The 25,546-nt window shown below is 70.8% G+C and carries 21 protein-coding genes and 1 tRNA gene; 18 read left to right on the forward strand and 4 right to left on the reverse strand.

The genetic code is table 11. The features are described from left to right. The first annotated feature begins 61 nt into the window (after window positions 1–61). The 6 genes from ACFFIO_RS03490 (at window position 62) to ACFFIO_RS03515 (ending at window position 5,042) form a co-directional block, all read left to right on the forward strand. Window positions 62–649 (forward strand): hypothetical protein, encoded by a 588-nt coding sequence (locus ACFFIO_RS03490; RefSeq protein WP_378040212.1) that lies wholly within the window; start codon window positions 62–64, stop codon window positions 647–649. Between the two features lie 85 nt (window positions 650–734). Beyond that, on the forward strand, window positions 735–1,874 hold the full coding sequence (locus tag ACFFIO_RS03495) for a GTP-binding protein (RefSeq protein ID WP_378040213.1): 1,140 nt from the start codon (window positions 735–737) through the stop codon (window positions 1,872–1,874). Then, on the forward strand, window positions 1,871–1,993 hold the full coding sequence (ykgO, locus tag ACFFIO_RS03500) for a type B 50S ribosomal protein L36 (protein ID WP_026544400.1): 123 nt from the start codon (window positions 1,871–1,873) through the stop codon (window positions 1,991–1,993). Before ACFFIO_RS03495 ends, ykgO begins: the two co-directional genes overlap by 4 nt. A 54-nt stretch (window positions 1,994–2,047) precedes the next feature. Continuing rightward, the gene (rsmI, locus tag ACFFIO_RS03505; protein ID WP_159549429.1) at window positions 2,048–2,923 is read left to right on the forward strand and encodes a 16S rRNA (cytidine(1402)-2'-O)-methyltransferase; all 876 of its coding nucleotides are present in this window, start codon (window positions 2,048–2,050) and stop codon (window positions 2,921–2,923) included. Window positions 2,924–2,963: 40 nt separating this feature from the next. Then, the gene (locus ACFFIO_RS03510) at window positions 2,964–3,365 is read left to right on the forward strand and encodes a VOC family protein (RefSeq protein ID WP_378040214.1); all 402 of its coding nucleotides are present in this window, start codon (window positions 2,964–2,966) and stop codon (window positions 3,363–3,365) included. A gap of 183 nt (window positions 3,366–3,548) precedes the next feature. Then, complete coding sequence (locus ACFFIO_RS03515; RefSeq protein ID WP_378040215.1) at window positions 3,549–5,042, forward strand: NAD-dependent succinate-semialdehyde dehydrogenase; 1,494 nt, start codon at window positions 3,549–3,551, stop codon at window positions 5,040–5,042. Window positions 5,043–5,174: 132 nt separating this feature from the next. Here ACFFIO_RS03515 and ACFFIO_RS03520 read toward each other — a convergent pair whose 3' ends face one another. Genes ACFFIO_RS03520 through ACFFIO_RS03530 form a run of 3 tightly spaced genes read right to left on the reverse strand, consistent with a single transcriptional unit; the run spans window position 5,175 to window position 9,806 of the window. Beyond that, window positions 5,175–7,664 carry a transglutaminase-like domain-containing protein gene (locus tag ACFFIO_RS03520; RefSeq protein WP_378040216.1) on the reverse strand — a complete coding sequence of 830 codons (2,490 nt, stop codon included), beginning with the start codon at window positions 7,662–7,664 and terminating at the stop codon, window positions 5,175–5,177. After that, complete coding sequence (locus ACFFIO_RS03525) at window positions 7,661–8,827, reverse strand: DUF58 domain-containing protein (RefSeq protein WP_378040217.1); 1,167 nt, start codon at window positions 8,825–8,827, stop codon at window positions 7,661–7,663. Before ACFFIO_RS03525 ends, ACFFIO_RS03520 begins: the two co-directional genes overlap by 4 nt. 34 nt (window positions 8,828–8,861) lie before the next feature. Further along, the gene (locus ACFFIO_RS03530; RefSeq protein WP_378040305.1) at window positions 8,862–9,806 is read right to left on the reverse strand and encodes an AAA family ATPase; all 945 of its coding nucleotides are present in this window, start codon (window positions 9,804–9,806) and stop codon (window positions 8,862–8,864) included. Window positions 9,807–10,107: 301 nt separating this feature from the next. Between ACFFIO_RS03530 and ACFFIO_RS03535 the strand changes: the two genes are divergently transcribed. Then, entirely contained in the window at window positions 10,108–10,713 is a 606-nt protein-coding gene (locus tag ACFFIO_RS03535) for a 50S ribosomal protein L25/general stress protein Ctc (protein ID WP_378040218.1), read from the forward strand. 80 nt (window positions 10,714–10,793) lie between these two features. Next, the gene (gene pth, locus ACFFIO_RS03540; RefSeq protein ID WP_378040306.1) at window positions 10,794–11,366 is read left to right on the forward strand and encodes an aminoacyl-tRNA hydrolase; all 573 of its coding nucleotides are present in this window, start codon (window positions 10,794–10,796) and stop codon (window positions 11,364–11,366) included. A gap of 1 nt (window position 11,367) precedes the next feature. On the opposite strand, the gene ACFFIO_RS03545 is transcribed toward pth, so the two are convergent. Next, window positions 11,368–11,985 carry an arsenate reductase/protein-tyrosine-phosphatase family protein gene (locus tag ACFFIO_RS03545; RefSeq protein ID WP_378040219.1) on the reverse strand — a complete coding sequence of 206 codons (618 nt, stop codon included), beginning with the start codon at window positions 11,983–11,985 and terminating at the stop codon, window positions 11,368–11,370. Window positions 11,986–12,338: 353 nt separating this feature from the next. Between ACFFIO_RS03545 and ACFFIO_RS03550 the strand changes: the two genes are divergently transcribed. The 10 genes from ACFFIO_RS03550 (at window position 12,339) to ACFFIO_RS03595 (ending at window position 25,383) form a co-directional block, all read left to right on the forward strand. Beyond that, complete coding sequence (locus tag ACFFIO_RS03550) at window positions 12,339–12,548, forward strand: helix-turn-helix transcriptional regulator (protein WP_378040220.1); 210 nt, start codon at window positions 12,339–12,341, stop codon at window positions 12,546–12,548. Between the two features lie 52 nt (window positions 12,549–12,600). Beyond that, entirely contained in the window at window positions 12,601–12,981 is a 381-nt protein-coding gene (locus tag ACFFIO_RS03555; protein WP_378040221.1) for a hypothetical protein, read from the forward strand. 476 nt (window positions 12,982–13,457) lie between these two features. Beyond that, window positions 13,458–14,477: a TatD family hydrolase gene (locus tag ACFFIO_RS03560; RefSeq protein ID WP_378040222.1), complete on the forward strand. Its 1,020-nt coding sequence runs from the start codon at window positions 13,458–13,460 to the stop codon at window positions 14,475–14,477. A 187-nt stretch (window positions 14,478–14,664) separates the two neighbouring features. Further along, window positions 14,665–15,657 carry a resuscitation-promoting factor gene (locus tag ACFFIO_RS03565; protein WP_378040223.1) on the forward strand — a complete coding sequence of 331 codons (993 nt, stop codon included), beginning with the start codon at window positions 14,665–14,667 and terminating at the stop codon, window positions 15,655–15,657. A gap of 95 nt (window positions 15,658–15,752) precedes the next feature. Further along, on the forward strand, window positions 15,753–16,682 hold the full coding sequence (gene rsmA / locus ACFFIO_RS03570) for a 16S rRNA (adenine(1518)-N(6)/adenine(1519)-N(6))-dimethyltransferase RsmA (RefSeq protein ID WP_378040224.1): 930 nt from the start codon (window positions 15,753–15,755) through the stop codon (window positions 16,680–16,682). Further along, window positions 16,679–17,647: a 4-(cytidine 5'-diphospho)-2-C-methyl-D-erythritol kinase gene (locus ACFFIO_RS03575; RefSeq protein WP_378040225.1), complete on the forward strand. Its 969-nt coding sequence runs from the start codon at window positions 16,679–16,681 to the stop codon at window positions 17,645–17,647. The genes rsmA and ACFFIO_RS03575 overlap by 4 nt, the downstream gene beginning before the upstream one ends. Then, window positions 17,648–19,516: an ABC-F family ATP-binding cassette domain-containing protein gene (locus ACFFIO_RS03580; RefSeq protein ID WP_378040226.1), complete on the forward strand. Its 1,869-nt coding sequence runs from the start codon at window positions 17,648–17,650 to the stop codon at window positions 19,514–19,516. It abuts the gene before it with no gap. Window positions 19,517–19,645: 129 nt separating this feature from the next. After that, window positions 19,646–19,720, forward strand: a tRNA-Gln gene (locus tag ACFFIO_RS03585). A gap of 291 nt (window positions 19,721–20,011) precedes the next feature. After that, entirely contained in the window at window positions 20,012–22,726 is a 2,715-nt protein-coding gene (locus ACFFIO_RS03590; RefSeq protein WP_378040227.1) for a helix-turn-helix transcriptional regulator, read from the forward strand. Continuing rightward, window positions 22,723–25,383, forward strand: coding sequence for a helix-turn-helix transcriptional regulator (locus tag ACFFIO_RS03595; protein ID WP_378040228.1), 2,661 nt, complete (start codon window positions 22,723–22,725; stop codon window positions 25,381–25,383). Before ACFFIO_RS03590 ends, ACFFIO_RS03595 begins: the two co-directional genes overlap by 4 nt. Window positions 25,384–25,546: the final 163 nt, after the last annotated feature.

Below are 25,546 nucleotides of genomic sequence, written 5' to 3' on the forward strand. Positions count from 1 at the left end.
TCGTCCCTCGAGTTCGCCGCTCCGTCTGTTTGCGCAGGGGCAGCCCCGCTGGCATCATTTGGTGAATCCGCGGCCGACGGCCGTGGAGGACCACCTGCAGTCGTCCGTGCGCCGCATGCAGCGCGACGGGGCGCACCCCGCCCTGGCCGTGGACGAGTCCGGGCACCCCTACGGCGTCATGACTCTCGAGGACATGCTGGAGGAACTTGTTGGCCAGATCCGTGATGACCGCCGTGCCGCCCGGAGCCGCACCGTGAACGGTCTCGAAGGGGCCGGGGCGGCGGGGGACCTGATCTCCTGGATCGGGCTGATCCTCGGACTGCCGGTGCTGCTCGTGGGAATGCTTCTGCGCGCGGGGGAGAAGGGCCTGGTCCCCACCGAGGTTGTCCTCGTGGCGGACGGCGGAACGCTGTGGGCGCGCTGGTTCTCCGCCAGCGAGTTCCATGAGCGGCCCTTGAGCGGCGCAGAACGCGCGCGTCTGGCCGGCCAGGACGTGTGCCGGGGCTATGTGGGCCGGCGTGACCCCTCAGTGCTGCGGTTCGAGCGCCGCACACCGGCGACCAGCGTGTGCCTGGCCCTGGGCGCCACCTTCGTGGTGCTGGGTGTGTGCGGGTTCGCGCTGTCTCTCCTGCCGATGGTGTTCGGCTGACCACGGAGGGCGGTGAGTGCAGGGCTGGAAGAAGAAGATGAACTCGCACCGATATTGAGAATGATTCTCATGTAGCCTGTTGGTCATGTACCTCACCGTCGTCAGCTCCCTCGATGCCCTCTGCCGTCAACAGGCCTGCGACATGCTGGCCGCTGCCTATCCCGAGGCCGTGCTGATGCTGCACGACCTGGTGGAGGACGGCCTGCTGGTGCGCCGAGCCATCCGGCCCGGGGCGCCGCCACAGCGGGGAGAGACTCGACTGGAACATCCCTGTTCCAGCTGCGCCATCCGGTTGGACATCGAGCCCTCCGTGCGGCGCTCGCGGGACGCCGGCGTGGAGCACCTCATTCTCGGCTTGCCCCCAGCGCTGCCGGCGGCCGCCGTGGTGCGGGCACTGACCAGCGACGCGCGCCGGTCATTGGTACTCAACGCCGTGGTGCTGGCCTGCTCGCCGGGTGCTGTCGAGGACCAGATCTGGGACCGCCATACGCTCTTCGAGTCCGGCTACCTGGCCCTGCCCGACGATGAGAGAACCGCCGGTGAGTTCCTCATGGAGGAACTGGCCTCTATTGACTCCGTTCTGCTGGCGGAGCCGGACGTGGTCCCGGACGACCCGCCTGCCAGTGCCCGCGGCCTCCAGCTGCTCCGCGAGCTGGCCCCGCATGCGCGGATCACCGAACGGGCAACCGACATCGGCCCTGCCCACCCAGGAGTGACTGCATCGGAACGGAACACCGATGTGGGTGGGCCAACCTGCGCCGGGATCGCGACGGATTCTCCGTTCACCACCGTCGTCCACCAGTTCCACCGCCCGCTGCATCCGGAGCGCTTCCACCAGGCCTTGCGCTCCCTCGCACAGGGGTGCTGCCGCTTGCGCGGCCAGCTGTGGATGGCACCGGCACCGGAATGTCGGATTCTGCTGCGGGGAGCCGGTCCCCGCGTATGGCTGGAGAATGTTGGCCCCTGGCCCGCCTATCTCGACGCCCCTCCGCCCGGGTTATCGTCGGCCAGGGAAACCAACGCCACCGTCCGCGCCATCGCGGACGCCGGCCACCCGAGCACCGTGATCTCTGCAACCGGGGAAGACCTCGACGCTGACGAGATCACCCGACTTCTCACCGACTGTCAGCTGACAGAGGCCGAGATGAAGAGTGGTTTCACCGCGCTGGCCGACCCGTTCGGCCTGGACACCACCCATGACATCGATTCCCGGAGAGCATCATGAAAGTACGGAACTCACTGCGGGCACTGAAGAAGGTCCCCGGCGCACAGGTGGTCCGCCGGCGCGGGCGCACGTTCGTCATCAACAAGAAGAATCCTCGGATGAAGGCCCGCCAGGGCTGAGGCGAGTCAGCCCGACGGGGACTCAGTCCTCGGGCAGACCTCTAGCATGAGGGGATGGCCCCTACACAGACCCCCGAGGACCGGCTCGGCGACACCACCGGTCAGATCGTGCTGGCGGCCACACCGATCGGGAACCTGGCCGACGCCTCCCAGCGGCTGAAGGACCTGCTGGCGACCGCGGACATCGTCGCTGCCGAGGACACCCGCCGGGCCCATCACCTGGCCCAAGGGCTGGGCGTGCGGATCACCGGGAAGGTCGTCAGCCACCACGAGCACAACGAACGGGAATCCACCCCGGAACTGTTGGCAGCCGCGCGGGGAGGTGCCGTCGTCGCCGTCGTCACCGATGCGGGGATGCCGCTGGTGTCCGATCCCGGCTACCGGCTGGTGTCCACCGCCGCGGCCGAGGGCGTGGATGTCACCTGTGCCCCGGGGCCCAGCGCCGTCACCACGGCGCTCGCGCTGTCCGGGCTGCCGACGGACCGCTTCGCCTTCGAGGGGTTCCTGCCCCGCAAGGAGGGCGAGCGGGCGCGCCTGCTGACCGAACTGGCGAGGGACGCCCGCACCCTGGTGTTCTTCGAGTCACCGCACCGGCTGGCCGCCTCCCTGGCCTCACTGCGGGACGCCTTCGGCGCCGACCGGCCCGCCTGCGTGGCCCGGGAGCTGAGCAAGCTCCATGAGGAGGTGGCCCGGGGATCGCTGGCCCACCTGGTGCAGTGGGCGAACTCCAAGGAGATCCGCGGTGAGATCGTCATCGTCACCGGCGGGACCGAGGCGGAACCGGACACGGACACGGCCGGCCAGGTGGCCGACGTCGAGGTCCTGGTGGCCTCCGGAACCCGGTTGAAGGAGGCGGTGAACACCGTTGCCGCCGCGCGCGGCGTCCCGAAGCGGGACCTCTACGAGGCGGTGCTGGCCGCCCGCGCCTGAGGTCTCGGCCTGCCGATTCCGGAGAGGTACGGTGGCGCCCATGGCTATCGCACGCTTTCCCTCGTTCGTGATCGACTGTCCGGATCCAGCGGCTCTGGCGGAGTTCTACGGTGCCGTGCTCGGGTGGGACGCCCAGGACCAGGCCGACGGCGACGACCACTGGCTCGACCTCCGTCCCGCCGACGGCAGCAACTGCATCTCTTTCCAGTGGGCACAGGATTACCGTGCACCGGACTGGCCGGGGCAGGACAACCCGCAGCAGATGCACCTCGACGTGATGGTGGAGGACCTCGACGCCGGGGAGAAAGCCGTCCTCGAGTTGGGGGCCACCAAGACGGAACACCAGCCGGGCGAGAGTTTCAGAGTCTTCCTCGACCCGGCGGGGCACCCGTTCTGTCTGTGCCAGGCCGAGGAGTCGGCCCGGCTCCCCACGGGCGGCTGACACCGCGGCTGGCACCCCAGTGATATCCCGGGCAGCATCCGCGGCCGCACCTGCGCAGTCGTAAAGTGACCTGCTCGCGTCACGGGGCTTCGTCGCCCAGTAGGCTGGGATCGAAGGTACCCAGCCGCGCGGTCTCACCGGCGCTGGCCCGACCGAGCCGACTGACCGGAAAAGAGGTTCCCCATGACTGCCACCACTGTCACTGCCGAACGCGAGCAGGAACTGCTGCAGTCCGTCCCCACCGGCCTGCTGATCGACGGGGCGTGGCGTGATGCCAGCTCCGGCAAGACCCTGGATGTCCATGACCCGGCCACGGGCAAGGTCCTGCTGTCCATCCAGGACGGCAACTCCGATGACGCCATGGCCGCCCTGGACTCCGCCGCGGCCGCCCAGCACGACTGGGCGCTGACCGCCCCGCGTGAGCGCGCCGAGATCCTGCGCCGCGCCTTCGACCTGGTCACGGAACGGGCCGAGGACTTCGCCCTGCTGATGACCCTGGAGATGGGCAAGCCGCTGGCCGAGGCCCGCGGTGAGGTCGCCTACGGCGCCGAGTTCCTGCGCTGGTTCTCCGAGGAGACGGTGCGCCACTACGGCCGTTACTTCACCTCTCCCGAGGGCAAGAACAAGATGATCGTGACCCACAAGCCGGTGGGTCCGTCCCTGCTGATCACCCCGTGGAACTTCCCGCTGGCGATGGCCACCCGCAAGGTCGCCCCCGCCGTGGCCGCCGGTTGCACCATGGTGCTCAAGCCCGCCAAGCTCACCCCGCTGACGTCCATGCTGTTCGCAGAGGTCATGCAGGAGGCCGGGCTGCCGAAGGGCGTGCTGAACGTGGTGGCCGGCTCCTCGGCGTCCGCCATCTCCGGCCCGCTGATGAAGGATTCGCGCCTGCGCAAGGTCTCCTTCACCGGCTCCACCCCGGTGGGCGTGAAGCTGATGCAGGACGCCGCCAACAACGTGCTGCGCACCTCCATGGAGCTCGGCGGCAACGCCCCGTTCCTGGTGTTCGCGGACGCGGACCTGGATGCCGCCGTCGAGGGTGCCATGGCCGCCAAGATGCGCAACATGGGCGAGGCCTGCACCGCGGCCAACCGCTTCCTGGTCCATGAGGACGTGGCCGTGGAGTTCAAGGCGAAGTTCGCCGCCGCGCTCAAGGCCCTGAACCCGGCCCGTGGCACCGAGCCGGAGTCCACCGTGGGCCCGATCATCGACGGCGGCGCCCGCGACGACATCCACCAGCTGGTGCAGGACTCCGTGGCTGCCGGCGGCGAGGTGGTGACTGGCGGACAGCCGAAGGACGGCGACGGTTACTTCTACCTCCCGACCCTGCTCTCCGTGGGCAATGACAACCCGATCCTCACCGAGGAGATCTTCGGCCCGGTGGCCCCCGTGACCACCTTCGCCACCGAGGAGGAGGCCATCGAGCTGGCGAACGCCTCGCAGTACGGGCTGGCCTCGTACATCTACACGAAGGACGTCAACACGATGTTCCGGGTCTCGGAGCAGATCGAGTTCGGCCTGGTCGGATTCAACGCCGGTGTCATCTCCAACGCCTCCGCCCCGTTCGGCGGCGTGAAGCAGTCCGGCCTGGGCCGTGAGGGTGGCGCCGAGGGCATCGAGGAGTACACCACGGTGCAGTACATCGGCATGGCCGACCCGTACGCCGCCAAGAGGTAGTCCTGACGTCAGGCGTTGCGCCGGTCGCCCACTTTTGACCCACTGATCGTGACGATTCCCGGTGATCATCACCGGGAATCGTCACGATCAGTGGGTCTTGTGATGTGTTAGTCCGTCACTGGTCGCGTTGAATCAGCGGCGGAGGGACTCTGGCACCAGGGACCGCGGGAACCACCGGGCACGACGCCGGCCGGCCGGATCCGAGGCGTCCTCCAGTCCCGCGATGATCACCCGGGCAGCCGCAGCCACGTCCTCGGCCCCCTCCGGGGGCGGCGCGCCCGCCGGGGCGTAGCGGAGCCAGGTGATCGCCTCGACCAGGGTGTCTGCGGCTGCCTCGAGGTCCGGTGACCGCCCTGCCATCCCAGCCACCACATCCACCGCGGGCGCATCGCTCACCGAGGCCACCGCTGTCAGCCTCGAGACGAACGCCTGCTCGGACTCATGCGGCTTCCGTCCCAGGCCGAGGTCCACGGCGGTGTCCTCCACCTCCGCCCAGGCCCGGGGCGCCGATCCGGAGGACAGGCGTGTCTGCCGCCGACGGTGCCGCAGCCCGCGGGGGAGGACCAGCAGCAGCATCACCGCGAGGACTGTCCCGGCCAGGGCGAGCAGCACCCCGACCGGGACTCCGGGGGCACCGGGGGTGCCAGGCCGGGCCGTGGCGTCCGGGCCGGCGTCGTCACCGGGGGACTCCGTCTCCTCGGACGCGGACGGGGACGGGAAGGCTCCCTGGCCCTCCACCGAGGGATCGGGCGAGGCGGTGGGCTCCGCGGTGTCCTCGGACTGGGCGTAGGACGGCACGCGGCCGACGCTCTGAGTGGGCTCGAAGGGCACCCAGCCGACCTGGTCGATGTAGAGCTCCGGCCAGGCGTGGGCACGGTCCGCCGTCACCCGGTGGCGCCCGTCCACTGCACCGACCGGGGCGTACCCCACCACCACGCGGGCCGGGATGTCCACGGACTGCGCCATCATCACCATGGCCGAGGCGAAGTGGATGCAGTACCCGGCGCCGGCCTCCAGGAACTGCTCCGTCAACTCGAGGCCGGACCCGTCATAGCCCTGCTCCACCGGAGCCGTCTCCGAATAGGTGAACTCGTCGGAGAGCAGGTGGTCCTGGAGGGCCACCGCCTGCTCCACCGGGTTGTCCGTACCCGCGGTGAGGTCCTCGGCGAGCTCCTGGACAGCGGAGCCCTCCAGTTCCGGGTCCGCACCCCACCGGTTGTACACGCCCTGCGGGGCCACCGCGCCGGCCCGGTCGGCCAGTTCCTCGAGCGTGAGATCCAGTGGCAGCACGGCCGTCTGGTAAGAGATCTCCACTGGGCTTGCCTCCTGGCGATAGGCGCTGAAGGTGGTGGGATCCACCTGCCAGCCCCACTCGCCGACGATCGGCTCGATCGCCACGGTCTGGTCCGGCAGCGGAGCCCAGTTCCCGGTCCACCCGTCGAGGGTCAGGGACACCAGATCCCAGCTCGGCGTGGCACCGCCGTCCGCGGTGCCGTCGGTGCCGGCAGCGTCGCCGGCATCGCCACCATCGCTCACATCGCTTGCATCGCCAACGTCACCGCCCTCGATCTCAGCGAGGTGGGCCGCGGCCGGGTAGAACGAGGTGTTGGTCGGATCACCGGCGTACTGCGGTGGGTTCGCATCCCAGGGCGAGGCCATCACGTCGTCCACCACGGCGGTGCGCAGATAGACGCCCAGACCATCGTCCGTCTCATAGGTGATCCCCGCGTACCCCTGACCGCTGCGCAGCTCCTGGCTCAGGTCCGCCGCCGGGTTCACCGGCCCGGTGCCCTGACCGAGGATGAAGCGCTGACCCTCGGGTGCCAGCCCAGCGGACAGGAAGGGCAGGGTCAGCTGCGCCACGATCAGCGCCCCCACCGAGACGCCGGCCGCGGCCACCGTGCCCCATCCCGCCGCCCAGCGCCCTCCCGCCGTCCAGTCCCAACCCGCCGCGCGACGACCTCCCGCGTCCGCCGCCCCTCCAGTGCTCACTGTCTCGACCCCGATCGCGCCGGCCGATGGACTGCTCGCGCCCGAGCCGGTATCCGCCGCCAGCAGTCCCAGCCAGGCCGCGGCGGCGAGAGCCAGGGCCGGCCACGGGGTGGACCCCGCCGTGATCGCGGCCGCCCCGGCGATCAGGGCCAACGGGGGGAGGCCAGCGATGGCGGGGCAGCGCAGGCCCACGGCGATGGCATCGGTCACCAGGGCGGTCAGGGCCAGGACGGCGCCGACGCCGGCCAGCAGCGGCGCGCTGGTCTCCACCGGGATGGTGCCCGTCCAGATGGTCTCCCGCAGGTCGGCGGTGGAGGTGGCGATCGCGGCGAGGGTCTCCGGTTGTGGCACCAGCCCGACCATCAGGGTCTCGGGCCACCACTGCCGGCACCAGAACCACCCGGCGGCCAGCAGTCCCGCCAGCAGCGGGCGCAGCATCCGGGGCCCCAGGCTGCGCACCACGGCCGCGGCGCCCAGCCCCACCACGGCAGGTCCGGCGGCCGGCACCAGCCACGCGGTCACCGGTGCCCGGAAAGCGGCATCCACGGCCACGGCCGCGGACAACACCAGCACCGCGACCAGCACAGCCGGCAGCCACACGGTCCTGAACAGCTGACCGTTCGCGGTCATGACCCGCCCTCCGCCACGAGCCAGCCGCCGGCCTCCAACCGCTCGGCGGCATCCCGGCGGCCCTCCGTCCCGAACAGCACCGCCACCCGCTGCAGGTGGTGCGGCACTGTGGCCAGCACCGGGAGGTCCTGCCCCACGGCGGTCCCGAGCAGGGCGACGACGGCGGCTGCCTCGCCCGGTAGCGCGGCCGGCCACGTGGCCTCCCGGAAGGACGGTTCGAGGACGGCCGGTGCCAGGGACGGGTCCAGGGCGTGGCCGTCCTGGTCCATCAGCAGCACCTGGTGGCCGGCGTCCTGCAGCCGCAGGATCAGGGCGGCCGCAGCCTGCAGGGCGCGTTCGAACCCGGGGGAGCTCTGCCAGTGGCGGCCGGCACCGCCGTCCACATCGAACCGCTCGGCGGCGAAGGAGACCGCGCGGCAGTCCAGGACCACCACCGCCCAGGGGTCGTGCGCCCACTCCTCCTGACGCACCATGAGCCGGCCGGTCCTGGCGGTCGCGCCCCAGTGGACGCGGGTCAGCGCATCCCCGTCCCGGTGCTCGCGCACCAGCAGGTCGTCCGGGGCGGCCTGGCTGCCCAGCAGGTCCGCGGCGTCGTGTTCACCGACGCCGGCCCGCAGGACCCGGTCGAGCTCGTCGTCCTCCAGCGGCAGGGGCTCCACCTCGACCCGGCTCGTCCCGGCGACCTGGGCACGGGCCGACCACAGGCCGAAGGGGCCGGACAGACGGGCCAGGGCCGGGCCGACGTCGTACACCCCGCGCTCGCGGGCCCGCCACCGGTAGCCGCCCGGCGGGACGGGAACCGGCCGGCCGCCGGGAAGCGCGTCCACCAGGCCGGGCACCCCACCGTCAAAGGTGACCTGCGTGCTGCCGCCTACCGTCAGCGCTCCGGGCACCGCGGACCGCGTCAGCCGGATGCGCCGGGCCAGCACGGTCCGCACGGCCAGCACCGCACAGGACATCGCCACGACGACGGCCAGGAAGAGGCCCAGCGCGACGGCCTCACGCCGGCCCAGGGCCAGCCCCACCACCACGAGCAGGGCCGCCGCCACGGCCAGGGCCAGTCCGCGCGGCGTCGGCCGGGGAGCGGTCGGGGAGGAGGCGCCCGCGGTGGATCGACGGGACGTACGGGCGGACGTGCGCCGGGAGGGACGGGCGGAGGCCATGGCGGAGGGGATCGTCTCAGAGCGGCTCAGGACATCACGGGCCGGCCGGCACCGGAACCGAGTGCAGGATCCGCTGCGTGGTCGCGTCGGCCTGGGCGGCCTCCTGCGTGGAGCGGCGCCGGAGCATCAACCGGTGCGGGAACACCACGGGCACGACGCCGGCCACGTCCTGGGGCGTGGTGAAGGACCGGCCGCTGATCGCGGCCTCGGCCTTGGCCGCCCGCAGCAGCTGCAGCAGGGACCGGGGGCTCGCGCCGACGAGGACGTCCGGATGCTCGCGGCTGGCACGGCCCAGGTCGATCACGTACCGGGCGACGGCCTCGGAGACGTGCACGCGGGACACCGCCTCGATCATCTGCAGGACCTCCTGCGTGGTGGTCACGGGAGCCAAGCGGTTCACGGGGGCGGAGGAGGGCAACGGCCCCTGGTGGGTGCGGAGCATCTGCAACTCGGCCTCCGGGTCCGGATAGCCCATGGTGATGCGGGCCATGAACCGGTCCCGCTGGGCCTCCGGCAGGGGATAGGTGCCCTCGGACTCCACCGGATTCTGGGTGGCCACCACCATGAACGGCTCCTCGAGCCGGTGGGTGGTCCCGTCCACGGTGACCTGGTGCTCCTCCATGCACTCGAGTAGGGCGGACTGGGTCTTGGCCGAGGCGCGGTTGATCTCGTCCCCGATGACGATGTTGGCGAACACCGCTCCCGGGCGGAACTCGAAGGTGTGACGGTCCTGGTTGAACACCGAGACGCCGGTGACGTCCCCGGGCAGCAGGTCCGGGGTGAACTGGATGCGGTTGACCTTCCCGCCCACGGTCCGGGCCAGGGCCCGGGCCAGCAGGGTCTTGCCCACGCCCGGGACGTCCTCCACGAGCAGGTGCCCGCCGGCCAGCAGGACCAGCAGGGCGGTGCGGACCGCCTGGTGCTGGCCGTCCACCACGGAGTCCATGGCGTTCAGCATCGCCGCCGCGGCGGCCGTCAGCCGCTCACCGCCCGCGGCCCAGGAGTCGTCCTGCTGCGTGCTGCCCCCGGGCCCGTCCTCGTGCCGTTGGCCGGCTCCGTCCTCGTGCTCCTGCCTGGCGGTTGACACGTCCACGGATCCTCCTGCGCTGGTGCGGGTCCCTCGGGAACCCAGCCTACTGGTAGGATGGTCGGCGTTGCCCAGGCGAGGGAGCTTTCAGCTCCGTGATCGACGAGGCTGCCGTACTGCACGGCTGTTTTCCTGCCTGGAAGGCCCGCCGCCACCACCGTGGCCGCGGATGAAGAAGTACAGGAGGAACACCATGAGCGACAACACCAAGATCCAGGTCACCCTGCGCGAGGACTTCGGCAAGGGCGCATCCCGCCAGGCCCGCCGCGACGGGCTGATCCCCGCGGTGGTCTACGGCCACGGCGGCGACCCCGTGCACCTGCTGATGCCGGCCCAGCAGACCTCCCTGGCCGTCCGTAACCCCAACGCCCTGCTGACCGTGGTCCGCGACGGCCAGGAGCACCTGGTGCTGCCGAAGGCCATCCAGCGCAACTTCATCAAGCAGACCATCGACCACCTGGACCTCATCGTCGTTCAGCGCGGCGAGAAGGTCGTCGTGGACGTGTGGGTGCACGTCGAGGGTGAAGCCGCCCCGGGCACCACCTTCAACCTCGAGGAGGCCTCCGTACCGGTGCTGGCCGATGCCACGCAGCTGCCGGAGAGCGTCACCATCAACATCGAGGGCCGCACCGCGGGCGAGCACGTCTTCGGTGCCGATGTCCAGCTGCCCGCCGGCTCCACCCTGGAGTTGGCCGACGACTACGTCATCGCCACCATCTCCGAGCTCACCGTGCAGGACCTGGGCGACACCGAGGGTGAAGGCGCCGAGACCGCGGCCGCTGAGCCCACCGAGGGCTGATTCCTCTCGTGACAACGCAGGATACGGCGCGGGGGGCCGGTGCTCCGGCCTCCCCGTCAGCCTCAGGTGCCTCCACCTGGCTGGTGGTCGGGCTCGGCAACCCCGGGCCCGACTACGCCCGTACCCGGCACAACGTCGGCCAGATGGTCATCGACGAACTGGCCGACCGTTTCGGGACGCGCCTGACCGCGCAAAAGGCGGGCGCCGCCGTCGGGACCGCCCACCCGGCACCCGGCGGGCCCAAGCTCCTGCTGGCCAAGCCGGCCAGCTACATGAACGTGTCAGGGCGTCCCGTAGGCGCCCTGGCGCGGTTCTACTCCGTGACCCCGGCGAACATCATCGTGGTGCATGACGAGCTCGACATCCCCTTCGACGCGCTGAAGCTGAAGATCGGCGGCAGCGAGGGCGGCCACAACGGGCTGAAGTCCATCTCCCAGGTGCTCGGCACCAAGGACTACCTCCGCGTCCGCGTCGGCGTCGGCCGGCCGCCGGGACGTCAGCCCGCCGCCGACTTCGTCCTGCGGCCCTTCAGTGCCGCCGAACGCGAGCTGCTGCCCCTCCACCTGGACCGTGCCGCCGACGCCGTGGTCGAACTGGCCACCGCGTCCCTGGAGCAGGCCCAGCAGAAGTTCCACCCCGCGCCGACGCGCTGAATCAGCGGGCGAGGTCCGCCAGCAGCTGAGCCATGTGCCCGACCGCCGGCTCCAGCACCTCGGCCATGGCCGGGTAGGCGGCATCCTCCCGGCCATAGGGATCCGGTAGGTCGATCGACTCCAGCGAGCCGCGGACCACCGCGCGGTGCCGGGCCAGGTGCCGTGCCAGGGACCGGACCCGCTCGGGCAGGTTCTCAGAAGATCCAGTGCCCGACGACGGCCCGCCCCAGACCGGCAAGGTCCCGTTCTGCAGGGCCTCGGCGGCCGCACCGAACTCGGTCATGGTGAAGGTCCGGTTCAGCGCGCCCGGAGTGTCCCGCAGGACCCGGGCGATGTGGTCCTCGGTGGCCGCGAGGATGAGGTCCGCCCGCTGCACCGTCCGCGGATTGAGCGCTGTGGGGGAGTGGGTGCCCAGCGTCAGCAGGCCGGCGGCGCCCGGAAGCCCGTGGATCTGCCGCGGGACCGTCAGGCGGGGATTGACCTGGGTGCCCGCCGAGATGACCCGGTAGCGGCCGGGCGTCTCCTGCTCCAGCCGCTGGGCCAGCATGTGGTGGCCGTAGGCGGAGCGGCAGATGTTGCCCGTGCACACGAAGAGCACCGTGGCTTGCTGATCGGTCATTCTCTTCAGGGGCCTTTCGCCGGTGACGGGTGCAACTGTCCATGGTAGTGAACGGGGCGGATATCCTCGCATCCACCTCATCCAGCGGACTGATGTCCAGTGCGGTCTCACCGTGCCAGAGGGCCAGATTCGTCGTTCTCTCGGGCGTGGGTATCCATCACTGCAGCGCAACCACGGCGTGGGAGTTCGTCAGATAGCCCCCGCGCTGACCGGACAGACCATGGGACCGGTCTTACGGACACTGCTTGAGGGTCGGCAGTGAATGTCCAAGTGGGTATGCCCGCGATGACGAGATCGGCTCGCCATGACAAGCGTGTTTGACATGAATCGAGAGTGTCAAAGATACTTTCCATATGCGCAACCAGCTCAGGGTGCTACGGACCGATCGGGAGGTTTCCCAGGCCCAGTTGGCCGCTGCCCTCGGCGTCTCGCGCCAGACGATCAACGCGATCGAGAACGATCGCTACGACCCATCCCTGCCCCTGGCCTTCGCCCTGGCTCGATTCTTCGCCCAACCGATCGAGGAGATCTTCCACGATGACCCGAAACCGACCGAGTACTGATGCTGACCTCCGCGACCAAGACAACCTGCCTGCCGATCGCGGGAAATGGTCCGTGTCCGGAATGAACTGGGCCATCATTGCCATCGTCGCCGCCTCCGCGATAATTCGAATGCTCCAGGGGGAACGATGGTTCCAGATCCTCGGGCCGCTGGTGGTGGCCTTCTTCTGGTGGGGCGGGGCGCGCATGGCCCGGTGGCGAGACTCCAAGGACATCGAACGCATCATGGCCTTCGAACCTGCCGACGAGCGGGAAGAGTCAATCTCCCAAATCGGTTTGGCCCCCACCGGTCGATTCGCCCTGTTGTTCCTTCTCGCCCAATCGATCCTGCTGTTCTACCTGGCTCCGCAGATGTGGCCCTACTCCGTGGGCACCTTGGCACTGTTCGGACTCGTCTGGTACTTCGCCACCACCCGAGCCATCCGCCAGGCTTGAATCAATACTGGGGCGGGTACGCCCCTCCGCATGAGAGGCGCAGAACCGGGTTTAAATCCCGCCCTTCTCGGTTACTTGGCCGGAATTCTGCCTTGGAGTGGCAAGGATGAGCTCCAGTTCAAGGCTAGTCCAGGTCGTCTGCCCGACGTGGACGGATACGCGATCGCCGGAGGCCGCGAAACCGAGGGACCTGTAGAGGGGACGCGCCGCGTGATTCCCTTCCAATGACCCTGAATCCCCACCGTCGCGGACGAGCACCTCGCTAGCTACGCGGCCAACCGGCGAGAAGTGACCGGAGGAGGATCCGCTAACGGACACGACAACACCCGCCACAATGGTCCGGTTCAGGCGTCTGGTGGCGGTTCGAGAAACGGGGAAGAGGTCTAGTGGAAGATGTCTCCGGCGGGGAGCCCATGCCCCCTCACACAAGGCTGATCACGCAGGGCTGAATCTCCCGATGTGCCAGCATGGAGGACATGGCCTCCGAAACACCCACACCGTCCGCCGAAGCCGAGAGCACCGTCCCCGAGGCCTACCGGCCGGCCCCGGCCGCCGACGAGGCCTCCGGCCTGCCCGGCGACCACGCCACCGGTGCGGGCGAGACGAAGGTCTCGGGAGCCGGCCGTCGTCGTGAACCGACCGAGGAGAAGTCCAAGCGCCAGCGCCGGCTGGAGTACCCGCCGGCCCCCGAGCCGCTGGGGGTGCCCGTGGTGGACAACCACACCCACCTGGACTTCCGCGACGGCCTGGTCTCCGTGGACGTGCACCAGGCGATGGACGCCGCGGCCGCCGTCGGGGTCGCCGGGGCCATCCAGGTGGGCTGTGACGTGGAGTCGGCGCGGTTTACCATCGAGGCCATCGAGGCCGAGCCCCGGCTGCTGGGGGCCGTGGCCATCCACCCCAACGACGCCGCCCGGCTGGCTTCCCGTGGCCACCTGGACGCCGCGCTGGCCGAGATCGAGACGCTCGCGGCCCATCCCCGGGTGCGCGCCGTGGGGGAGACCGGCCTCGACTACTACCGCACGGGCCCCGAGGGGGTGGAAGACCAGCAGGAGGCATTCCGCTGGCACCTGGACCTGGCGCACCGCCTTGGGAAGGCCGTGCAGATCCACGATCGGGACGCCCATGACGACGTGGTCCGGATCCTCCTGGACACCCCGCAGCGCCCCGACCGGGTGGTGTTCCACTGCTTCTCCGGTGATGCGGACCTTGCCCGGATCTGCAACGAGCAGGGCTGGTACATGTCCTTCGCCGGTCCGGTGACCTTCAAGGCCAATGACGGCCTGCGCGCGGCGCTGGCCGAGGCCCGCGAGGACCTGCTCCTGGTGGAGACCGACGCCCCCTTCCTGACGCCGCATCCCTGGCGGGGCCGCCCCAATGCGCCCTACCTGGTGCCGCTGACACTGCGCGGCATGGCCGAGACCCGCGGGCTGGAGACGGACGTGCTGGCGGCGGCTGTGGCGAACAACACGAGGCGCGTCTACGGGGACTTCTGACCAGCGCTTTCGACTCCCCGTGGTCGCGCCCGAAGGGTCCCGGACACGCACGCCATCGTGATCAGTTTGAGATCTTCGTTATCTTGCCGTTATTGTTGTCCCTCAATTGGCCGGATCGGGCCGTTCAGTGTGCCTGTGCCATCGGCCCTGAAGCCCCGTGACCGGAGATGACAACGTCTGGACGTACATGGCACGAGTGATGAAGGGCCGCCTGGCCAAGGTGATCGCCCAAGTAGCAGCCCTGGCCCTGGTGGTCGGCGGACTGGTGGCCTTCGTGGCCACCCAGCGCGGCGCCGAGGTCACCGCCTCGGAGCAGACCGCCAGCCAAGTCTCCGCCGGGGCCGCCGGTCAGGACGGGACGGCGCCGGGCGAAGGCCTCGGCGAATCCGTCCTCCAGCTGGAGCGCGCATCCCAGGTGACCGTGGACCTGCCGAAGGTGGTCACCGTGACCGCCGGCGGGGAGACCACGACCTTCGCCACCAACGCCGCCACCATCGAACAGGCGCTGTGGGAGAACGAGGTGTCCTTCGATGAGGACGACCAGGTCTCGCCCGCCCTGGACACCGAGATCACCCAGGACGTGGACGTGACCGTCCAGCGGGTGGGCACCAGTACCGAGACCACCTCCGAGGAGGTGCCGTTCGAGACCGTCGAGGTCGAGGACGAGAACCTGGCCGAGGGCAAGACCTCCGTCCTGGCCGCCGGCACCCCCGGCGAGAAGGCCACCACCTGGACCATCACCACCGTGGATGGCGAGGAGACCGACCGCGAGGCAACGTCCACCGAGACCGTGCGCGAACCGGCCGAGCGCCGCATCGCCGTCGGGACCAAGGAACCGGAGCCGACCCGCTCCGCCGCCAGCTCATCGTCGGACTCCGCCGATTCATCTGAGTCGTCCGGCACCTCGTCCGCCTCGCAGGCCAGCGCCCCGACGTCCGGCGTGTGGCAGTCCCTGGCCGAGTGCGAGTCCGGCGGCAACTGGTCCATCAACACCGGCAACGGCTACTACGGCGGCCTGCAGTTCTCGGCCTCCTCGTGGGCCGGTGCCGGCGGCACCCAGTATGCGGCGCTGCCGCATCAGGCCACGCCGGCCGAGCAGATCGCCACCGCCGAGAAGCTGCGGGCCAACGGCGGCTGGGGCCACTGGCCGCACTGCTCCGCCCAGCTCGGCCTGCGCTGAGCGACTGAAGCGCACCGCTGCACCGGCGTCCGCCGGACGCCGTTATCCCCAAGGGCCCGCCATGGCGGGCCCTTGGCGTCTCTTCCCCACGTAGGATGGAATGCGTGACCGCACCCGACGCCCCCCTGCTTTCCGCCGCCGACATCCGGCGCCTGGCCTCGGAACTGGACCTGCGGCCCACCAAGACCCTGGGGCAGAACTTCGTGATCGACCCCAACACCATCCGGCGGATCACGGCCGTCTCCGGCACGGGTACCGGCGAGCACGCCCTCGAGGTCGGCCCCGGCCTGGGATCGCTGACCCTCGGGCTGCTGGACGCCGCCGAGGCCGTCACCGCCGTGGAGATCGACCCGGTTCCCGCCGGCCGGCTGGCCCGCACCGCCGAGGAGTTCCGGCCTGGGGCCGGCCAACGCCTGGCCTTGGTGCTGGCCGACGCCATGCACGTCTCCGCCGCGGAGCTCGAGGCCGCCCGGCCCGCAGCGGCGTCCGGCCCACCCACGGCGCTGGTGGCCAACCTGCCCTACAACGTGGCCGTGCCCGTGCTGCTGCACCTGCTGGCCGAGTTGCCCTCGTTGGAGCACGGACTGGTCATGGTGCAGGAGGAGGTCGCGGACCGGCTCGCCGCCGGACCGGGGTCCAAGACGTACGGGGTGCCCTCCGCCAAGGCCGCCTGGTACGCCTCCGTCCGCAAGGCCGGCACCATCGGCAAGAACGTGTTCTGGCCGGCCCCCAAGATCCAGTCCGGGCTCGTGGCCTTCACCCGGCGCCAGCCGCCCGAGACCACGGCCAGCCGCCAGGAGGTCTTCGCCGTGGTGGACGCCGCCTTCGCCCAGCGCCGCAAGACCCTGCGGGCCGCCCTGTCCGGCTGGGCCGGCTCGCCCACCGCGGCCGAGGCCACCCTGCGGGCCGCCGGAGTCGACCCCCGTGCCCGCGGTGAGGTGCTCGGCATCGAGGACTTCGCCCGCATCGCCGCCCACCGGGTGGACGGCGCCGCCGAGACCCCCACTGAAGGAGCCGGCCTGTGAGCCTTCCTGCCCCCTCGACCACCCGGCTCTTCAGCCACGCGACGGCGCAGGCCCCCGGCAAGGTCAACCTCTCCCTGCGCGTGGGCACCCCGCGCGCGGACGGCTATCACCCGGTGGCAAGCGTCTACCTCGCGGTCTCGATGCTGGAGGAGGTGACGGCCACCCCGCGCCAGGACGGCGAGATCACGGTGACCCTCTCCGAGCAGTCCAGTGCGTTCGTGGATCCGGACGCCATCCCCGTGGACTCCTCGAACCTGGCCGCCCGGGCCGCGCTGCGCCTGCGGGAGCACCTGGGCCGGGATCCGCAGACCCACGGCGTGCACCTGGAGATCACCAAGCAGGTCCCGGTGGCCGGGGGCATGGGCGGCGGATCCGCGGACGCCGCCGCCGCACTGCTGGCCTGCGCCGCCCTGTGGGACGCCGGCCTGTCCCGGCAGGCCCTGGCCGAGATCGCCGCGCCGTTGGGCGCGGACGTGCCCTTCGCCGTGATGGGCGGGGCCGCCGTCGGGCTCGGGGTGGGCGACGAGCTCACGCCCCTGCTGGCCCGCCACCCGGTGCACCTGGTCCTGGTGCCCGCCACCACCGGACTCTCCACCCCGCAGGTCTACGGTCTGCTGGACCAGCTGCGCGAGGAGGGCGGGCTGCCGATGCCCGAGGTGGACCCCGAGGTGGACCCCCACCTCGTCCAGGCGCTGACCTCCGGTGACGCCGAGGAGCTGGCCCTGCTGCTGGCCAACGACCTGCAGGTCCCCGCCGCCACCCTGGTGCCCGAGCTCTCCGAGATGCTGGACGTCGGGCTCGAGGAGGGGGCCCTGGCCGGCCAGGTCTCCGGCTCGGGGCCGACCGTGATGTTCCTGGCCCGCAGCGCGGAGGAGAGCTTCCAGCTGGCCGCCCGCATCGAGGACCGCACCGGGGTGGCCGCCGTGGCCGTCCACGGGCCGGTCCACGGGGCTAGAGTGCTGTAAATGGCTCATCTGCTCGGCGCCGAGAACATCGGCATCTCCTTTGGCACGCGTACCGTCCTCGACTCCGTCTCGATCGGCGTGGACGAGGGGGACCGGATCGGCCTCGTCGGCCGCAACGGGGACGGCAAGTCCACCCTGATGCGCATCCTCGCCGGCCAACAGGATCCCGACGACGGCCGGGTCACCCGCCGCGGCGGCACCACCCTGGGGGTCCTGGACCAGCGGGACGACCTGGACCCGGAGGACACCGTCCAGCGGGCGGTGGTCGGGGACGCGGAGGCCCATGAATGGGCCTCGGACCCCAAGATCCGCGACGTCATGGGCGGGCTGCTCGGCGGACTGGACTGGGGCCGCACCGTCGGCACCCTCTCCGGCGGCCAGCGCCGTCGCACCGCCCTGGCCCGCCTGCTCGCCGGCAGCGACGACCTGATCTTCCTGGACGAGCCCACCAACCACCTGGACGTGGAGGGCGTGGCCTGGCTGGCCGAACACCTCAAGACCCGCTGGCGCGCCACGGACGGCGGCCTGCTCGTGGTCACCCACGACCGCTGGTTCCTCGACGAGGTCTGCACCCGCACGTGGGAGGTCCATGACGCCACGGTGGAGCCCTTCGACGGGGGCTACGCCGCCTGGATGCTGGCCCGCGCCGAGCGGGACCGTGCCGCCGCCGTGATCGAGGGCAAGCGCCAGCAACTGGTGAAGAAGGAGCTGGCCTGGCTGCGCCGCGGCGCCCCGGCCCGCACCTCCAAGCCCAAGTTCCGCATCGAGGCCGCCAACGCCGTCATCGCGGACGTCCCGGAGCCCCGGGACTCCGTCTCCCTCTCCAAGATGGCCACCGCCCGGTTGGGCAAGGACGTCCTGGACCTGGAGGACGTCACCTATTCCGTCCCGGTGCCCGACGGCGGCGGGAGCCGCACGTTGTTCGACGACGTCACGCTGCGGCTGGCCCCCGGCGAGCGGGTGGGGATCGTGGGCGTCAACGGCGCCGGCAAGTCCACGCTCATGCGCCTGCTCGACGGCCAGCTCACCCCGGACTCCGGCCGGATCCGCCGCGGCAAGACCGTGCAGACGGCCATCCTCACCCAGGACGTCACGGAACTCGACGAGGTGCGGCACCTGCGCGTGGCCGAGGTCATGGCCCAGGAGGGCAACTCCTTCCAGGTGGGCGGCAAGGACCTGTCCCCGGGCCAGCTGCTGGAGCAGCTCGGCTTCGGCACCTCCCGCCAATGGACGCCGGTGGCGGACCTCTCCGGCGGCGAGCGCCGCCGGCTGCAGCTGCTGCGCCTGATGGTCGGCTCCCCGAACGTGCTCATGCTGGACGAACCGACCAACGACCTGGACACGGACACCCTGGCCGCGGTGGAGGACATGCTGGACGGCTGGCCCGGCACCCTGGTGGTGGTGTCCCACGACCGCTACCTGCTCGAACGCGTCACCGACCACCAGCTGGCCCTGCTCGGTGACGGGCAGATCCGTGACCTGCCCGGGGGCGTGGAGCAGTACCTGCAGCTGCGCGCGGCCCAGGAGGCCGGCGGGACCGGTTTCGGTGGGACCGGCACGGGCACGGGCGGTACAGGCGCTGGCGGTCCTGGGGCCGGCGTCGGGAAGGCCGGTGAGGGAGCCGCCGGGCAGGACGGCGTCAGCGAGGCCGAGAAGCGGGCCGCCCGCAAGGAGGCCGCCAAGCTGGAGAAGCAGCTGGCCCGGATGACCCGGGAGGAGGCTGCGCTGCACGAGCGGATGGCTACCCTGTCCGCAGCCGGCGACTTCGGTGCCCTGGCCGAGGCCAACGCCCAACTGCAGGACCTGCACCAGCGCAAGGACGAGGCCGAGATGGCCTGGCTCGAGGCCGGTGAGATCGCCGAGGGCTAGACCGGCTCCTCCGTCCTGGCGGCTCGGGCCAGCTGCCGGCTGACACCTGCCTGCCCGCCGAGTCTGCACGGGGCCGGACACTGTGGAAGAATAAGTTGCTGGTCCCCGCGATGGGTCATCGCTGGCCGGTCCGCCCTGGTGTAACGGCAGCACGCCAGCCTTTGGAGCTGTGCAGTATAGGTTCGAATCCTATGGGCGGAACCACGCGTCGCCGTGCCGCCCACGGCGCGGACGCCTGCCTCTCTGTCGGAGAGCTGTCGGGAGAGGCGTCAGGGAAAACTGGCTGATGCATCGTCCTGGCCCGATGTCAAGGGTTAAGTCTGAGGGTTGAATTCGCCCCGGCAGGCCGCATTCCCGTGGACGAACCTTCCACTCCACACCGGCGCTCCATAGTATGTGGTGGCTAGAGGCATCCCCGCCCCTTGACCGCCGTTCACCCGGCGGTCCGTCCGGATCCCCCTCCGGATGGTCAGTACTGAACCGGAAGCTCACAGCATGCAGCCGTCTCCCATCCCGTCCCCGTCCATCGCGCCCAAACGGCTCGTCACCGAACCCCCTTCGGTCGAGCAGGACCAGCCCCGACGTCCCGGCCCCACACCGGGAATCCACCTCACCGGACGGTCGGTGTCCGTTGCCGTGGCCATCCCCGACCTGGCACCGCTCGACCTCTCCTGGCTCGACCCGGGAGCAGACGGACGTTGGATGGAATCCCCAGACGAGGCGACCCGGGCTCTCGGTAGCATCCTCACCGGCCACGGGGCCGGCGGGGCGATCGTGACCGGCGAACTCGGTGATCGCCGCGAGACCATCGAATCAGCGCTTTCAGGGGTCAGCCCGGACCGCTCGGTCTTCCGGCTCCATGGCAGCCCTTTCGCGGCGACCACCCCGTACGGAGCCCTGGCCATCCTGCTCTCGGGATTGAACGAGGCTCCCCCGGCGCACATCCACGGCATGGTCCGCGCCCTGGCGGACTATCTGGGATCGCCCGGAGGTCAGCCGGCCATCGTGATCGTGTCCCAGGCGGATCAGATCGACCCGGACACCATCACCGTCCTGGCACAGCTGTCCCAGATCAACCGCATCACCCTGGTCGTGCACTGCGACCGGCCGACGGAGGTTCCCGTCGACCTGGCGGCCCTGCGTCGCTTGGGGACCCTGACCGGGATCACAGTCTGGCCGCTGACCCCCACGGCGAGTCACGGTCTGCTCGAAGAGGTGCTCGGGGGAACCGTGTCCCGCTTCGCCTCGACCGTGCTGTGGCAGCACAGCTCGGGATCCGTCCACCGGTTGCGGCAGCTGGCCCGGGACTGCGTGGTCTCCGGGAAGCTGCGGCGGATCGACTCCAGTTGGGTCCTCGCCCCGGGAGCGCTGCCCCGCTCCACCTCGGGAGGGGCCTCGACCGCGGTGCTGCGTGACCTGCCGGTGCGCCACCGAGCTCTGCTGGAGATGCTCGCGATCTGCGGGCCCATGCGCGTCGCTGACCTCATCCACACGGGCTTCGCCGCCGAACTGGACGACCTCGAGGAGGACGGGGTGCTCGAGATCAGGAACGACCACAGCGGTCGGCTGGCCCTGGTCACCTCCGTCCAGGCGGCCGAGATCCTGGCGGCCATCGAGCCGGACCGTCACCGCGAACTGGCCAGTACGCTCGAGGCCCTCGACCCCGGATACCTCAGCGTGATCCGAGCGGCCCAGGACCTGGTGGCCATCGGCGACGCCGAGGGTGCCATCTCGCTCTTCTCCGAAGTCGACCGAGCCTCGGAGAGCCGCCCGCGGGCCTCCCTGGCGACGGGCAGGATCCACCTGGCCTGGGCAGAGTCACAGGCACGGGCCGTGGTGGGAGACCTGGACGGCGCCGAAGCCGTGATCCGCCGATCCCCGGAACAGTCCTCCGCCGTGCTCGGTGTCCAGGCCGCGGCACTGTCCGTTGCCCGCGGGGACCTCCGCGAGGCCTTGTCTCGTTTGGAGACGATCTCCGCCGACCACTGTCCGGAGCTGCTCGACGCCGGCGGGGCGTTCTTCACGGGCGAGGCCGTCCACTTCCGCGCCAGGTCCGTGCGTGCCGAAGCGCTGGCCATGGCAGACGACCAGGCCGGTGCCCTCGACCTGGTGGTCTCGGTGGACCGGGAACTCGCCGGATTCCGGACCCTCGGGATCATCAATGACGTGCTCAGCCCCTACGAGCGGGCAGTGGTGGCGGACTCCATGCTGACCGTGCTGCTGACCTGCGGCCAGACCCAGCGATGCCGGGAACTGGCCGAGGCCATCCTGGCCGGCAGGCATGGAAACCCCCATGCGGTGTTGTATGCCGACCTCGTCATCGCCGCCCTGGACGCCATGACCGGTCTCCGTGATCGAGCCGCACTGGGGGCCTCACACGCGGCAGCCCAACTGGAGGTGGCCGGCCGACCCCAGGACCTCCAGTTGGCGCTGGCCATCCAGGCCTATTGCGCCACGGACCGGAACGACCCGTCCGGAGTGGACGCCTCGCGACTGCTGGACGCCCGGGCGGAGGGCCATCCTCGAGCAGCGGCGGCCTCATCCCTGGGACGGCTCGGTTGGTTGGCCGAACTGTTCCTGGCCTGGTCCACGGGCGAGATCCACTCCAACCGGGCGCGGACAGCGAGGATCCTGGCACTCGCGGACCGGGCCGCCACGGACGGGCTCTACGCCGTGGAGTTCTACGCGGTGGCCAGCGCCTTCCAGTTCGGCGAGACCCGGCTGGCACCGCGGCTCGCCGAGACGGCTGCCAGCACCCAGACGCTGACCTCCGGACCCAGTCTGCTGATGGCCCGCTCGGTGCTCGAGGACGATCAGGACCTGCTGTACCGGGCCCTGGAACAGCTGGCGGGAGCGGGATACGCGGCGCACTTCGAACGAATCAACTCGCCTTTGCTGAAGGACCTGCCGCAGGCCCAGATGCGGCGACTGGCTGAGACGGCGGCCGCCGCAGGGCGCAGGGGCGGCGCGGAGACCGAGGACCCGGCGGGAGAGCCGGACTGGATGGTTGAGCTGACCCGCCGGGAGAAGGAGATCTCGCGGCTTGTGGTGGCAGGCAAGAGCAATGCCATGATCGCCCGGATCAGCGGTATCTCCATCCGGACGGTGGAAGGACACCTGTACCAGATCTACGCCAAGCTCCAGCTCAAGGGCAGGGCCGAACTGACCCGCCTGGCTGCGGCGCACGCCCCGCAGCGGAACGCATCATGACGGCAGCGGCCCCGGGGCGGCGGGTCCCTCCGCGGACCCTGCCGCGCAGGACGCCGGAGGTCGAGATCCTGGTGGACATCCTGCAGGGCGACCGCTTCGCCGGTGCCGTGATCCTCGGCGGACCCGGTATGGGCAAGTCCTCCCTCGTCCAGACCGCACTGGAGATCAGCGGACGCACGGCGGACGTGCAGACCGTCCAATGCAGTCCCAACCTGCGCGAGGTGCCGTACGGCGCCCTGACACCGCTGCTCGCCGATCTGCCCGAGCTGACCACCCCCGTGGAGGTGCTGCGCGCCCTGCAGCAGTTCGGACAGGACCCCGTGATCGTGGTGGTGGACGTCCAGCACCTCGACGCTGCCAGTGCCTTCGTGCTGGCGCAGCTCGTGCAGAACCGGGCCGCCACTCTGCTGACGATCGGGACCGGCTCGCTGAGCCGCGAATCAGGCATCGCGGCCCTGGCGGACACCGGGGTGCTGAGCACCATACACCTGGAACCCGCTGATCTGAACCAGGTCCGGCGGCAGTGCACGGGGGTGCTTGACGGGCCGTTGACCGAGGCCGCCGTGCGGACCATCCACGGGATGACCGGTGGCAACCCCCGGCTGATCAACGCCTACCTGGCCTCCGCCCATGACCAGGGGATCCTCGTGCGGACTCCGAAGGGGGCGGCGCTCCCGGGGAGGTCGGCACCGTGGATGCTGCTGCGGGCCGCACCGGATCCGGACGGACGGCTCATCGACACGGTGGAGGCCATGCACGATTCCCTGCTGCCGGGCGAACGCGAGACACTCGATCTGGTGGCCCTGGCCGGGTGGGCTCCGCGGTCCCTCCTGCGGACGGTGGCAGGGGAGCACGTCCATGACCTGCTCGACGCCGGCTTCCTCCGCGAGGGGAAGTCCTCGGACACAGTGGGCCCGGCCGCGGCCATCCATGCCGAGGTGCTGCGGACCCGCATCCCGCCGGGGCGCAGTTACGAGTTGTACAAGAGGTGGCATGCGGCGGGCGGCAATGCAGCAGAGCACCGGACCGCCCGCAGCGTCCTCTGGGCGCTGGAATGCGGACAGCCCGTGCCGCTCAGTGAGATCATGGACGCCGGCTACCGCGCCCTGATGGCCAAGGACTGGCCCACCGCCCGCGCCATGGCCCCCCTCCTGTCCGAGTCACAGGATCCACGGGCGGCCCTGCTCGTGTCCGAGCTCATGCTCGTGGGCGGACGGACCTGGGCGGCCAGCACGGAGCTTGAGGAACTGACGGTCCGGACCACGGATCTGAACCTCAGGTTGGAGGCTCTCAGCCTGATGGCCCTGAACCGGGTGCGGACCGGGGATGCGGCCAACCCCTGGGCCGCCCTGCCCGCTTTGATGGCCGAGCTCCGGGAGCGGTTGCCGCAGCACACCGTCACCCCGCCGTCCCTGGCCACGCTGGTGGACATGCTGGTCCATGACGCCGTCCACCTGCACCGGCCCGAACTGCTGGAGCAGGCCCAGCTCCTGGTGGACGACCCGCAGACCACGGACTTCACCCGGGCCATCATGCTGCTCATGCAGGCTGATGCCCACGCCATGGCCGGACAACCGGATGCGGCCATCCCGGCCGCGGAGCGGGCCTTCGAGCTGGCGGCCACCGTCCCCGTCTTCTCCGCCCGGTTCGGGCTGGACGCGCTGGTGTACCTAGTGCTCGCCTACACCGCCGCCGGATACACGGACCGGGCCAGGGCTGTCCTGCAGGGCCAGCTGGGCCTGTTACCACGCCAGTGGCATGAGCGGTCCGGCACCGTCCTGATCCTGCAACACCTGGTCGAGACGGGCGACGGGGCGCCGGTGCAGGCCTCCGCGTGGCTGGAGGACGCCGTTGTTGAGCTGCGGCACCACGATCCCGTCCAGATGCTCCCGCTCGCCGAGGCCCTGCTGGCACCGCAGCGGGCCGCCGTCACCGTGGGCCTGCCCAGTCCCACCGCCGAGGAGCGTGCCGCGGGAACGCCCTGCGGCCCGGAGAGCCGCTGGCTGATGTCCCTGGCCGTGTTCAGCATCGCCGAGGACCGCAATCCGGATGCCGCGGACGAGGGACCACCGCTGTGGCGCCGGATCCTCGATGACCCTCGGCTGAAGCAGGACCCTGTCATCCGGCGGGAGGTCCTGTTCAGCCTCATCCTGCTGCGGGACCCCGTGGACCTGGACGAGGCCCTGCTTGAGGAACTGCACGGCATCGCCACGGTCACGCAGGGGCCGCGTTCAACGGCCATCGCCCGGGCACTGGACCCGTCCCTGGCGCGGGACCCGCGGGGACTGGCGGAGGCCGCCGAGGAGACGGCTGCCTCAGGGGCGCTCCTGCCGGCGGCGCTCTGCTGGTCCCGGCTGATCCTGCTCCACCACCGGGCCGGCGACCTGCGCCGCCGGGGGGAGGCACTGCGGCGGCTCAAGCACCTGCAGGTCCGGTCCGGGCTCGACTTCCCGCCGTACATCGCCGGGGCCCTGGCTCTGGGCGAGCTGACCGCACGCGAACAGGAGATCGTGGACCTGGCCGCCCAGGGACTGAGCAACGCCGCCGTGGCAGAGAAGCTCTTCGTCTCCCAACGGACCGTGGAAGGACACCTGTACCGGGTGTTCACCAAGCTGGGCATCGCCGACCGATCCGAGCTGCGGGACCTCCAGTTCTGAATCGCAGCACGAGCGCGTCCGGATTCCGGACCACCTGAGGCACCTGCCCCCACCTGAGGGGCGGGTGCCTCTCTCATGGGCGGCCGGACCAGTGTGGCCGGCGTCATTCCACGTGGGGGCCGGGTACTCGTAGGGAGCGGGCGGGTGTACCGCACGCGGTCCA

Source organism: Citricoccus parietis (assembly GCF_042433045.1).
In the GTDB taxonomy this organism is placed as follows: domain Bacteria; phylum Actinomycetota; class Actinomycetes; order Actinomycetales; family Micrococcaceae; genus Citricoccus; species Citricoccus parietis.